This is a genomic window from Aquimarina litoralis (assembly GCF_019295435.1).
Lineage (GTDB): Bacteria > Bacteroidota > Bacteroidia > Flavobacteriales > Flavobacteriaceae > Aquimarina > Aquimarina litoralis_A.
On sequence record NZ_WEKL01000108.1, the window covers coordinates 74,877 to 89,711 of the forward strand.

A 14,835-nucleotide genomic window follows, 5' to 3' on the forward strand; every position below is an offset into this window, starting at 1 on the left:
GAAGATCCTAGGATTCTTTTGTCCTAAATCAATCCAAATTTTGCAGAAGAAAAGTAAGAGTAAAAATTTAAAAATCTACCCCTTTATGAAAAGACAATTACTATGTATCATAAGCTTGTGTTTCCTATATATAGGCTACGGACAAGAATCAAAATTAAAGAGGATTCCAATCACCAAAATAGCGCAAAACAATCAAAAATCTAGTTTTGAAAGTATGTTGTTCTCTGACTTAAAAACGAAGTCAGGTATAGAATTCAGAGCTGTTAGAAACAATGTAGACAAACAACAGCAAAAACATACGACCTACCAGCAATATTATAAAGGAATTAAGGTCGAAACCGGAATCCTAAAACTACATCAAAAAAATGGAGTAAACAGCTCTTATAATGGAGCTTATTTTGATATAACCGGAGTAAACACTACACCACAAATTTCAAAACAACAAGCAAAAGCAACTGCCAGCGCCTATTTTAATAATAACACTGTATTTTGGCTAGACGATCAAGGAATTGTTGAGGAACGAAAAGCCACCGCTGACTTGGTGATATTACCCAATAGACAAACCAATGAGATTCGATTAGCGTATGCTATTGGAGTTGGAGCATCACAACCTGTTTTAAAAATGGGAATAGTATATGTAGATGCCGTTTCTGGCAACGTCTTAAAGTTTAAAAACAATGTACTTTCTTGTGAACACTCAGATAAAGATCATGCACATCATAACCATACAGCATCTAAACCTTTCGGGGCTCCTTTTGTTTCTGGTACCGGTGCTACGGTATATTCTGGGTCACAAGCTATAGAAACAACTTTAGATAATAGCAATTATATTTTGTATGACCAAACCAGAGCCAATACAGGAAGTGGTCAGTTAGCAGGAAGCGCAGCAAAATTTGGAATTGCAACTGTAAATATGAATCATTCTGCTAACGTGAATGATTATTTTAACGATGCTGTGGTTACCGAATTTACTGATGCTAATAATACCTGGACCGCTGCAGAAATGAGTACTGATGAAGACCAATATGCATTAGATGCACATTGGGGTGCACAACTGGTATACGATTACTTTAAGAATGAGCAAGGCCGCAATAGCTACGATGGTAGTAATTCATCTATTGTATCCTATGTACATTTTGATACCAACTACACCAATGCTGCTTGGGTATCATTTAATAATAACAAAGGGTTTATGATTTACGGTGATGGTGGAGGATCATATACTCCATTAACCAATCTGGATGTAGTAGCACATGAAATTGGTCATGGTGTGCAAAGAAACACCTCAGATTTAGATTATGAACTAGAATCAGGAGCAATTAACGAAGGGTTGTCTGATATCTGGGCGATGGTAATTGATAACTATGCCAACAATAACCACGGACAATCAAAAAACATCAACCTGATAAGTGAAGAAAATGGTGGAGGTGCCTTTAGATCAATGTCCAATCCAAATCTGTATGGGCAGCCTGATACCTATGGAGGAACATTTTGGTATGATGTGTCCAATTGTACACCTAATGGAACCGCTAACGACTATTGTGGAGTACATACCAATAGTGGTGTACTAAATTATATGTTCTATTTGTTAGTCAATGGAGGTTCTGGAACCAACGATATTAGTGATGCTTTTTCTGTAACTGGAATTGGCATGGATGATGCAGCGGATATCATGTATCAAATGCAATCGGTGTATTTAACGAGTACTTCAAATTTTGCAGATGCCAGAACCGGTGCGATACAAGCGGCTGTAGATTTATTTGGTAGTTGCTCACAACAGGAACAATCGGTAACCAATGCATTTTATGCTGTGGGTGTTGGAGCAGCTTTTGTAACACCGACAATAGCGATTACCACACAGCCAACGGATGTGACAACAGAAGTAGGCGAAACTGTACAACTTACCGTAGAAGGAACGGGTTACGATAATGTACAATGGTATATAGTCCCTAATGGAGGAGGAGGTTTTTCAAGTATTGCTAATGATGCGACGTATAGCGGGGTATTCACCAAAACATTAACGATAAGCAATGCTGCTCTAAGTTTAAATGGTAATCGTTATGTTGCTTATCTCACCAATACCTGTAATGATGATCTATCTTCAAATATAGTTACCCTAACAGTAAATGAATACACTTCAATTCCAGACAGCAATTTTGAGGCAGCACTTGAAGCTTTAGGCTATGATGATGTTTCTGGAGATGGGAAAGTGCCAACCAACAACATTAATTCGCTTACTAGTCTTAATGTTGATAATACTAATATATCTGACCTCACAGGAATAGAAGATTTTGTAGACTTAGAAACCTTGGAGGTTAGAGATAACAACCTTACAAGTTTAGACTTAACCAGTAACACAAAATTAACAGGACTTGGAGCCGAACGTAACAGTTTAACAAGCCTGAATGTTACCAATTGCCCAGATTTGGAAGTGGTACTATTAGCAGATAACAACCTAAGCAGTTTGGATGTTTCTAATAACTTGATTTTAAGGGGTTTGTGGGTGCAAAATAATAATATAAGTGCCATAGATGTATCTAACAATACCGCATTAAAAGCTATATCATTAACTGGAGGAGGAATGACCGAAATTGATGTGTCTAATAATTTATTGTTAGAAAGACTCTTCCTTAACGATAATGCATTAACCGAACTCGATTTAAGCAATCATTCTAACTTGTTTATTTTGGGGGTACAAAGTAACAACTTAACGAGTCTTAATATTCAAAATGGTAACAATACTAATTTCACATTTTTTCAAGCAACCAACAACCCTAATTTAACTTGTATCCTAGTAGATGACGTTGCATATGCAGAAACCAATTTTACCAGTATAGGTGCCCAAACTATATTTAGTGATACCTATTGTCGTTATACAAGTATACCTGATGCAGCTTTTGAATATGGGTTAAATTCGAGAGGTTATGATGATATTGAAGGTGATGGTCAAGTACCAACAGCTTTAATTGAACCAGTTACTTCATTAAGCTTGAATTACTTTTATATTTCGGATTTAACTGGGATTGAAGATTTTTCATCATTGGTAGATTTAAGTATTAACGGGAGTAATCTTCCGGTGTTAGACCTAAGTAATATGACCAATTTAGAGTCATTACAAGTCAGCGATAGTAATATCACTAGTTTGAATTTAGATGGTCTAACCAATCTAAGAACCCTTTCTGCAAGTTTTAATGAGTTTACATATTTGGACTTATCATCCCTTATAAGTTTGGAAAATGTTGATTTAGAGCAAACTACGTTAAATTTGTTAGATGTTAGAAATGGTAACAACACAGCAATTACAACATTTAATACAACACATACCCCCTCTTTGACCTGTATTCAAGTAGATGATAATGCTTACAGCACAGCGAATTGGACACAAATACATGCGAACACCAACTTCATTGAAGGAGATTACTGTTATTATACAACTATACCAGATGCTAATTTTGAGGCAGATTTGGAAGCCTTAGGTTATGATGATATTTCAGGAGACGGACAAGTACCTACGGCTTTAATTGAGGGAATAACAAGTCTAAATGTAAGCAATAATAATATTTCAGACCTAACCGGTATTGAAGATTTTGCTGCACTTGAGCAATTACAATTAAACAACACTAGTATTTCTACGGTTGACTTAAGTTCAAATAATTTGTTGAAAATATTTGATAGTGATGGCAGCCCAATTACTAATATGGACTTTAGTAGCAATGTACTACTAGAAGAAATTACAATTGAAGAAACTGGTACAGGATTAGCCAATTTGGATTTAACAAATAATCCTTTGCTTAACAAAATTGATATCACGAATGCTGGACTTCAAGACATTACGCTTCCGGATTTACCTGATTTAGAAATTTTCTTTCTATCAGATAATAATTTGACAGCAAGTTTTGACCTTTCTGCTTCCACTAGTCTAGAAAGAGTCGCCTTGACTAACAATAATATCACAAACCTAGATTTGCGAAATGGAAATAATACAGGAATACTATCTATATTTTTAACTAACAACCCAAATCTAAATTGCGTTTTAGTAGATGATGCGTCTTACAGCACAACAAATTGGACCAATATTGACGCCACAACTAGCTTTAGTGATACCTATTGTCGTTATACAGCTATTCCAGATCCTATTTTTGAAATTAATTTAGAAGCTTTAGGCTATGATGATGTTTCTGGTGATGGAGAAGTGCCTACAGCACTTATTGAAAATATAACATCGCTAGATATTAGCTCTAGTAGTATTGAAGATTTAACAGGAATTGAAGATTTTACAAGTTTACAAGTTCTATTAATAGGATCTAATAATATTACAAGTGCAGACTTTAGCAATAATATAAACCTTATAGGGGTAGATCTAAGTAATAACCCAATAAGCTCTCTAAACCTTACTTCAAATGAGAAGTTGGATGTTTTACTCTTAGAAAATGCGCAACTAGATATTATTGATCTAAGTAAGAACACAGAATTAGAATCCTTATCAATAATTAATTCAGGATTAGAAAGTATAGACCTAACAACTAATGTTCAGTTAGAAGTATTAGATGTGTCCAATAACAATTTAACATCGTTAGACCTCAGTCACATATCAGGTATTTATTCTATTGTTGTTGAAAACAATAATTTAGAATACCTAAACATTAAAAATGGAGTGAATAGTTTTATTTCTAATGACACTTTTAAGACGACTAATAACCCTAGTTTATCGTGTATTCTTGTAGATGATGCTGCATACAGTGCTACAAACTGGACGAATATAGACAACCAAACTAGTTTTAGTAATACTTATTGTCGTTATACAACCATTCCAGATAGTAATTTTGAAGCTGCTTTAGAAGCCTTAGGCTATGACGATATTGCTGGTGATGGACAAGTACCTACAGCACTCATTGAAAATGTTACTTCATTATCTATTGGAGATAATAATATTCAAGATATTTCAGGACTTGAAGATTTTGTGGCACTTACTGATTTAGTCCTATTTCAAGTAGCTTTGCCTTCTATTGATTTGTCTAGTAATACCTTGTTGGAAACTTTAAATTTATCAAAAAATCCATTCACAGAATTGGATGTATCTGCGCTTACGAACCTTAAAGAACTATACCTCGATGATACCGATATTACAAGTTTAGACCTATCTACAAATACAGCAATAACATTAGTAGAAGTTACAAATAGTGATGCCATAACAGCCATAGACTTTAGAAATGGTACGAATACCAATTTGATAGCACAAGATTTTAGAGGAAACCCAAATCTAAATTGCGTTTTAGTAGATGATGCGTCTTACAGCACAACAAATTGGACCAATATTGACGCCACAACTAGCTTTAGTGATACCTATTGTCGTTATACAGCTATTCCAGATCCTATTTTTGAAATTAATTTAGAAGCCATTGGCTATGATGATATTTCTGGTGATGGGCAAGTACCAACCGCGCTTATTGAAACATTAACCGTGTTGGGAATAACAGGAGCTCCAGGTGTAACAATCCAAGATTTAACAGGGATTGAAGATTTTACAGCGCTACAGGTTCTAGAAGTTAACGAAAACGCTATTACTAATTTAGACCTTAGTAACAATGCTAATCTTATGACTATCTCTGTTCTAAACAATGGGTTAACAAGTATTGTATTCCCTAATGATTCATCCAATTTAAGAACCTTGCTATTATCTGGAAATAATTTAGAATCTTTAGACCTTTCAAGTGCTATCATATTAGACGAAATTATAGTAGATGGCAATACACTTAGTTATCTCAATGTAAAGAATGGAAATAATACGGCAATCTCATACTTTAGTGCCACAGGAAATAGTGAACTCAACTGTATTCTGGTAGATGATATTACCTATAGTAATACAAACTGGACAAACATTGATATGCAAACCAGTTTTAGTGATACCTATTGTCGCTACACCGCTATTCCAGATAGTAATTTTGAAGCCGCTTTAGAAGCGTTGGGGTATGATGATATCTCAGGAGATGGGCAAGTACCAACAGCATTGATAGAAGTAGTTACTTCTATAAACTTATCCAATCAATCGATAACGGACGTAACAGGTATTGAAGATTTTAATAGTCTTAGTACATTGGATATCAGTTTAAATGCTTTAACATCTTTAGATGTAAGTTCAAATACAGCATTAGTAAACTTAAATGCTACAAGTAATCAATTAAGTAATGTTAACCTATCTAACTGTTCTCAATTAGAAGAATTGAGATTAGATCGTAATGAATTATCCGCTATTGATATTTCCGACAATATAGCTTTAGAGCATTTAGGAATTGCTTTTAATGACTTAGTTGATGTTGATTTTTCTAATAATTTAAGTATTATCAATTTCGACGCTTCTGCAAATAATTTAGAAAACCTTGATCTTTCTATATTAACCGCGTTAGATAATGTTTATTTAGATGATAATAATCTATACAGACTTAATATGGCTAATGGTGCCAATGAAGATATAGTAGTATTGAATATTATTAATAATTCAAATCTTGAGTGTGTACGCGTAGATGATGCAGCCTACAGCACAACTAACTGGACGAATATTGATATTCAAACGACCTTTAGCGATACCTATTGCCGTTATACTGCCATTCCGGATTTAGATTTTGAAGAGGAGTTAGAAGCATTAGGGTACGATGATATTTCAGGAGATGGACAAGTACCTACGGCCTTAATTGAAACTATAACTGAGCTCAATGTAAGAGCAAGCGGGATTGATGATTTGACAGGTATCGAAGATTTTACTGCTTTAGAGGTATTAAATTGTAGTATTAATAGTCTGACAACCCTTGATCTTTCAGAAAATGTAGCTCTAAAAGAATTGGACTTTGGTGCCAATAACGGGATTAACTCCATTGACCTTTCTTTAAATACAAATTTAGAAATCTTAAAAGCCCCTGGAAACACATTAGTTCAGTTAAATATTTCTCATAATATCGAGCTCGTTGAAATCGATATTTCGAGCAATGATCTTACAGCTTTAGATCTTAGTAATAATACAAAATTAGAAACAATTAAAGCTACTTCATTAAATTTAACAAGCCTTGATGTGAGTCAACTTCTTGAATTAAAATCACTAATTGTATCAGATAATGAACTTTCTGTTTTAGATGTTACTGCTAATAGTAAATTACAGACACTTATAATTCACAGAAACCCTATTAGTGTCATTGATATTTCAAATAATACAGAACTGCTGTCTTTTCGGGCGGATGAAACAAATCTGGAATCTATTGATCTAAGTATACATCCAAATTTGATAGTAGCAGATTTTGATAATAATCCTCTCCTAAGTTATGTAAATATAAGAAACGGTAGTAATACTACGTTAAGTAGCTTTACCTGTACTGATACTCCTAATCTAAGCTGTATTATAGTAGACGATGCTGCATACAGTACTACTAACTGGCCCAATATTGATGCAACAACAACTTTTACGTCTACAAATTACTGTCGTTATACTGCTATTCCAGACAGTAATTTTGAAGCTAAGTTAGAGGCTTTAGGATACGATGATATTTCTGGTGATGGACAAGTACCTACGGCATTGATAGAAAATATAACATCCATTGACCTAAGAAGTAATAATATTAATGATGCTACCGGAATTGAAGATTTTACTGCTCTAAAAACACTTGTTCTTGACAGTAATAATTTGTCCGAAATTGATCTGTCCAACAATATAGCGCTAGAACAACTAGATCTAGATGCTAATAATTTATTAGAAATTGATGTATCTCAGAATATTAATCTAATAAATCTTGACTTAGTAAGGAATGATTTATCCGAAATAGATTTAACTACTAACGTCGCTATAGAGGAATTAAACTTAGGTAGAAATAACATAGCTACCATCGATCTTAGTACACTTGTTTCTTTAAAATATTTAGGAATTAATGATAATCCATTGAGTAGTTTGGATGTTTCAGCAAATAGCTTGTTAAAATATATAGATGCATCCAATACAGCACTTTTGAGTATTGATTTATCAAACAACACATTACTAACAGAAATACTTATTGAAGACTGTAGTACTATTGAAAGTATTGATATTTCTGGATTAACCCTTTTGGATAACTTGTATCTTAATAGAAGTACTATAGCAGCACTTGATACTAGTGACAATACCTCATTGGGATACATAGGTATAGAAGATAATACAGTTATTACCAGTTTGGATCTTACCAACAACTCTATCATTGATGCTCTAGAACTCACAAATGCAGTGGCACTTACTAATATTACTTTTGGGAATAATACATTGCTATCAGAAATCGAGGCTGACAATACTGGTTTAAGTTCGATTGATGTAAGCACCCTAACAGGTTTAGAAGACTTGGAAATTCAGAATACCATGATTGAAGTGTTAGATCTTTCTAACAATGTAAATCTAGAGAGATTAAATGCTTCAAATAGCAATCTAAGTCAACTCAATATTAAAAATGGAAATAATACCATCATTACTGGTTTTAATACCACCAATAATCCAAATCTAACCTGTATCCTCGTAGATGATGCAGCCTACAGCACAACCAACTGGACGGATATTGATAACCAAACAAGTTTCAGTGATACAAGCTGTACCACAGATTTTGTAGTAATGCCAAAAGTCTTTTTGCAAGGTGCAGCCTTAAACCCTAATACAGGAGAAGAGACCTTAATGCGAGATGATCTAAGAGTAGCTAGTTTACTACCAACCATAAGTCCTTATACAGATGGTGCAAGCTGTGATGCTACAGTATTTGATATTACCGGGGATGATGCCATTGTAGATTGGGTTTGGTTAGAATTGCGAGATGCTACAAATAACACCTTAGTAAGTTATTCGCGCTCTGCTTTATTACAGCGTGATGGCGATATTGTAGATGTTGATGGTACTTCTCCACTAGATTTTTCAACAGAGGATGACACCTATTATATGGCGATACACCATAGAAATCATTTGGGCATTATGACCAATAGTGCTATTACTTTTTCAACAACAGCAGCGAATACAATAGATTTAACAATGGATGCCTCACAAATCCAAGGAGGAGCTAATGCTGTAGCAGAAATAGGCGATGGTACTTTTGCATTAATATCCGGTGATCATGATGCCAATGGTCAAATTCAAAATACAGATATCAATACAGTGATCACATTACTTGGGGCTTCTGGATATAGCGATGCAGATATGGATATGAACGGTCAGATTCAAAATACGGATATCAATAACTTAATGAATCCCAATGTTGGGAAAGGAGAACAATTTTAAAAAGAATAATAACCCTTGATTATGAAAAATGTAAAATCTATGTACTGTCAAATAAAAAAACAGTTTCGGCTTACCTTTTTGTTAGTGTTCGCTACTATAGCAATTCAGGCTCAGGATATTCATTTTACCTTTGCCAATGCCCAAAAAACAATCGAAAATGGTAATTACTACTATGAAGTCGATGTAATGATTGAGGCTTCTGAAGCTTTTAAACTAGGATCTGGACAGGTGTATTTAACCTACAATCCAGAAGCATTTGGAGATAATATTTCTAAACACAATGCAATCCAGTACAAGTATGACTCTGGTTATATTTTAGGAGAAAACTATACGTTACCCGCATACAAAAGTTTTGTGCAAAATGACAATACTGTGCATCGTGTATCCTTTGCTTTTCAACAAGGTGTGAGTGCTGAAACCATTACCAAAGCAAATGTAACTACTATTGCTAAGTTGCTGTTTCATATCAAAATAAAATATATGGATGCTACCAAAGATCCTATGATTGCTTTTGAAGAAGGAGTAATCTTTCAAGATCAATTTTTTACAGCTTGTGGCAGTATGCTCAAAAGTGGTATCAAAGCTGGATTCCCAGATTGTGCTAATTTACCAGGAATCCAATTGATCAATGACACCTATGATTCTAGTGGTGCTGCCTTACAAACCTTAAACATAGAAGAACAACAAATTGATACTATTAGTTTGTACCCTAATCCAGTCAAAGAATTTTTTACTATACGTGGTTTAGGAAGTGTAAAATCTGATATCTATATAACGGATCTTAACGGTAAGTTAGTCCAAACAATGATAGATCATTCATTGGACCGAACTATTGATGTAACTAGGCTACAATCAGGTGTGTATTTTGTACAAATAGATAAGCAAAATTCCCGAAAAACCTACAAACTCATCAAGGAATAATAAAAAAATAAGCAGATAACATACTCCTCTTTTATTAGCTGCCAGGGACACCTCGTTATGTGGCTAACAAGGTATCGTTTGTCTAAAACTTAATGTGAAACTAAAATAAGAAATACCTCAATAAACCTAATTAAAAGTAAAATCCATGAAAAAAATAATACTATTTACCTTGCTGATATGTCTCTCGACATATATGAATGCTCAAGACATTACTTTTACGTTTCAGAATACCAGAAACACCAATGACGGAACAGACGACTTTTATGAAGCGGATATTTATATAGCAGCTACTTCGGATTTTAAGCTTGGATCAGGGCAAATTTATTTTACCTATAGCACTGCCGCATTTGGTGAAAACATCCATAGCGGAGGTAACTTTGAATACTTACAACCAGCTGGATCTATTTTGGCAGAAACCTATTCTGGTTTTCCTGCTTATTCATCATTTATTGCTAATGATAATACAAACTCAAGAGTTTCTACATCTTTCCAACAAGGATTAAGTAGTGGTACTATCACGGCTAATAATGTAACCAGTACACCAAAACACCTTTTTAGTATACGAATCAAATATGCTGATATCAGTGAGGATCCTACCATTGCTTTTGAAACGGGCTCTGTATTTTTAGATCAGTTTTTTACTGCTTGTGGACCAACTACATTCGGTTTCCCAGATTGTACAAATTTTCCTGGAGTTCAATTAACAAATGACACATTCGATAGTACAGGAGCAGAAATAGATACAACAGTACCAGTCATTACTTTAGTAGGAGCTGCAACGGTAACTGTAGAAGCAGGGACTACCTATAGCGATGCAGGTGCTACAGCTACTGATCCATTTGATGGAGATCTCACCGCAGATATTGTAGTAGTAAACCCTGTGGATACAGCTGTTCCAGGAATATATACGATAACGTATAACGTGAGTGATGCTGCAGGAAATGCAGCTACACAAGCTACTAGAGAAGTAACTGTTGAGGATACCACCGTACCAGTAATTACATTAACAGGAGTTGCAACATTAACCGTAGAAGCGGGAACTGCTTATACCGATGCAGGAGCTACAGCTAATGACTCATTAGATGGTGATATCACAGCAGATATTGTAATAGTAAATCCTGTGGATACAGCTGTTCCTGGAATATATACCATAACTTATAATGTAAGTGATGCTGCAGGAAATGCAGCTGTACAAGTTACTAGAGAAGTAACGGTATCTGATACAACAGTTCCAGTAATTACTTTATCAGGCTCCACAACCCTAACTGTAGAAGTAGGAACGAGTTATACGGATGCGGGAGCCACGGCTGCTGATTCATTTGATGGAGATATCACGGCGGATATCGTAGTGGTTAACCCTGTAGATACAGCTGTTCCTGGAATATATACCATAACTTATAATGTAAGTGATGCTGCAGGAAATGCTGCTGTACAAGTTACTCGAGAAGTAACCGTATCAGATACTACTGCACCTATAATTATCTTAACGGGAGCTGCTACCGTAACCGTAGAAGCAGGAACGAGTTATTCGGATCCAGGAGCTATAGCTGCTGATTCATTTGATGGAGATATCACAGCAGATATTGTAGTGGTAAATCCCGTAGACACTGCTGTTCCTGGAATATATACAATAACCTATGATGTAAGTGATGCTGCGGGAAATGCGGCTGTACAAGTAACTCGTGAAGTAACTGTGTCAGACACGACTGTGCCTGTAATTACCTTAACGGGAGCTGCAATCCTAACCGTAGAAGCAGGAACGACTTATACCGATTCAGGAGCTACAGCTGTAGATTCATTAGATGGAGATATCACGACAGATATCGTAGTGGTAAACCCTGTAGACACTGCTGTTCCAGGAATATATACAATAACCTATGATGTGAACGATGCTGCAGGAAATGCTGCCGTACAAGTTACCAGAGAAGTAACCGTGTCTGATACAACAGTTCCAGTAATTACTTTAACCGGAGCTACTACCCTCACTGTAGAAGCAGGAACGACTTATACCGATGCAGGAGCTATAGCTGCTGATTCATTAGATGGAGATATCACGGGAGATATTGTAGTGGTAAATCCCGTAGACACTGCGGTTCCAGGAATATATACAATAACCTATGATGTGAGCGATGCTGCAGGAAATGCTGCCGTACAAGTTACTAGAGAAGTAACGGTGTCTGATACAACAGTTCCAGTAATTACTTTAACCGGAGCAGCAATAATAACTGTAGAAGTTGGAACGACTTATACCGATTCGGGAGCTACAGCTACTGATTCATTTGATGGAGATATCACAGCAAATATTGTAACGATGAATCCTGTAGATACTTCTACGCTAGGAGTATATATAATAACTTATAATGTAAGTGATGCTGCAGGAAATGCGGCTGTACAAGTTACCAGAGAAGTAAGGGTATCCGATACGACAGTTCCAGTAATTACCTTAACAGGAAATGCAACCGTAACCGTAGAAGCAGGAACTATTTATACCGATGCGGGAGCGACAGCTACTGATTCTGTAGATGGAGATATTACAGCGGATATCGTAGTAGTAAACCCTGTGGATACATCCATTACAGGAGTATATACTATCACTTACAATGTAAGTGACTCAGAGGGGAATGCAGCTGTACAAGTAACAAGGGAAGTAACTGTTGTAGATACGACTGCTCCTGTTATTATCTTACAAGGTGATAACCCTGTGGACATAGAAGAAGGAGGGAATTATGTAGATTCTGGAGCTATAGCCACAGATTCGTTAGATGGAGATATCACAGCAAATATTGTGGTAGTAAACCCTGTTAATACAGCTGTTTTAGGAACCTATATCATAACGTATAACGTGAGCGATGCTGCAGGAAATAATGCAACACAGGTTACTAGAACAGTAAACGTAGTACCATCTTTGAGTATAGCGGATAACACATTAGAAGGATTAGCAATGTACCCTAATCCAAGTGCTGACAATGTATTTATTACGCTTGATGTAGAACAAGTCATTATCTATAACAGTAATGGACAAAAAGTGATGGAAACAAAGAACAATAAGATTGCTGTTTCTCATTTAGAGTCTGGAATATATTTTGTCCACATTTTTACAAATCGAGGCAATGATGTCTTAAAATTAATAAAACAATAAAGGTAAATCTCATCTACTCCTTTTTGTCTTCTTCTTTTAGGCAAGAAGGGGTATTAGAGATTTTGGTGATAATAAGTGTATTCTTTATTGTAAAAACCCCTTAAATATGAAAACAATTATACATTTTATCATAATCACTTTTATTTTTGGTTTATGTACTGCACAAGCGCAATACACACAAATACCAGATGCAAATTTTGAAGCTNCATTATCCACTTTAGATGACGTAGCAGGAGATGGTCGAATTCCAACAGTTAATATTAATGGCATAACATCATTAAATGTTGCTAATAAAAATATTAGTAGTTTAGAAGGAATTGAAGATTTTGTTGCCTTAAAACAATTGAGTGCTAACGGAAATTCTTTAACGAGTATAGATATAAGTAATCTAGCTGATTTAGAAGAATTAGCTTTATTTGAAAATCAGCTTACTGCTATCGATTTAACGAATAATACGAAGTTAACAGAAATTGATTTTTATAATAATCAACTAACAAGTATAGATCTTTCTCAAAATGTAGTACTGGTTGATGCTTATATGGATAGTAACACAATTACAAGTGTAGATATATCACAAAATGTACTTCTTGAACGCTTAGATGTAAATAACAATAACCTTTCTTACTTAAATATTAAAAATGGAAATAATAGCAATTTCAAAGCATTTGGTGCTACTGGTAATGCAAATTTGACTTGTATAATTGTAGATGATATTGCTTATGCAGAAACAAATTTTACTGATATTGATACTGGAGTCCGTTTTATTACAACTAGTTGTGATTATATTCCAATTCCAGATGCAAATTTTGAAGCAGCCTTAGCTTCATATGATGATGTTTCTGCCGATGGTCAGGTGCCTATTGCAAACATTCAAAATCTAACTTCATTAAATGTAGACAATGCCAATATTAGTAATTTATATGGGTTACAATATTTTACTTCACTGGAAATACTATTTGCTAATGGAAATTCATTATCAACAGTTGATGTAAGCGATTTAATTAATTTAGAGGAGCTATACTTAGACGAGAATCAAATTTCTTCAATTGATTTATCAAAAAATGCAAACTTAAAGAGGATTGAGTTTTTTGATAATTTACTCGCGAGCATTGATCTTTCTAAAAACACTTTATTACGAAGGATATCTTTAGGGAATAACTCAATTTCTGAGTTAGATCTTTCATTAAATACTAGACTCGAAAAGATAGATGTTACTAATAACAATTTAACATCTTTAAACGTTAAAAATGGGAATAACACTGCAACTGACCTTTTTGCTGCAACAGGTAATCCGGCTCTGATCTGTATATTGGTTGATGATGTTGCTTATGCACAAACTAATTTTACGGATGTTGATGCTGGAGTAATATTTAGTACAGTAAACTGTGCATATACAGCCATACCCGATTCTAATTTTGAAGCGGCATTAGAAGCATTAGGTTATGATGATATTTCTGGAGACGGTTTTGTTCCTACTACTTTAATTGAAAATATAACAGAACTTTCT

3 protein-coding genes are annotated in these 14,835 nt (G+C 34.9%); all 3 read left to right on the top strand.

Annotated features, from left to right (window positions below):
- Window positions 1-85: 85 nt before the first annotated feature.
- The 3 genes from GBO31_RS24345 to GBO31_RS24355 all read left to right on the top strand — a co-directional run bounded on the left by GBO31_RS24345 (window position 86) and on the right by GBO31_RS24355 (window position 13,328).
- Window positions 86-9,268: a M4 family metallopeptidase gene (locus GBO31_RS24345; RefSeq protein WP_219011240.1), complete on the top strand. Its 9,183-nt coding sequence runs from the start codon at window positions 86-88 to the stop codon at window positions 9,266-9,268.
- A gap of 21 nt (window positions 9,269-9,289) precedes the next feature.
- The gene (locus GBO31_RS24350; protein WP_219011241.1) at window positions 9,290-10,189 is read left to right on the top strand and encodes a T9SS type A sorting domain-containing protein; all 900 of its coding nucleotides are present in this window, start codon (window positions 9,290-9,292) and stop codon (window positions 10,187-10,189) included.
- A gap of 145 nt (window positions 10,190-10,334) precedes the next feature.
- Window positions 10,335-13,328: an immunoglobulin-like domain-containing protein gene (locus GBO31_RS24355; protein WP_219011242.1), complete on the top strand. Its 2,994-nt coding sequence runs from the start codon at window positions 10,335-10,337 to the stop codon at window positions 13,326-13,328.
- Window positions 13,329-14,835 lie beyond the last annotated feature (1,507 nt).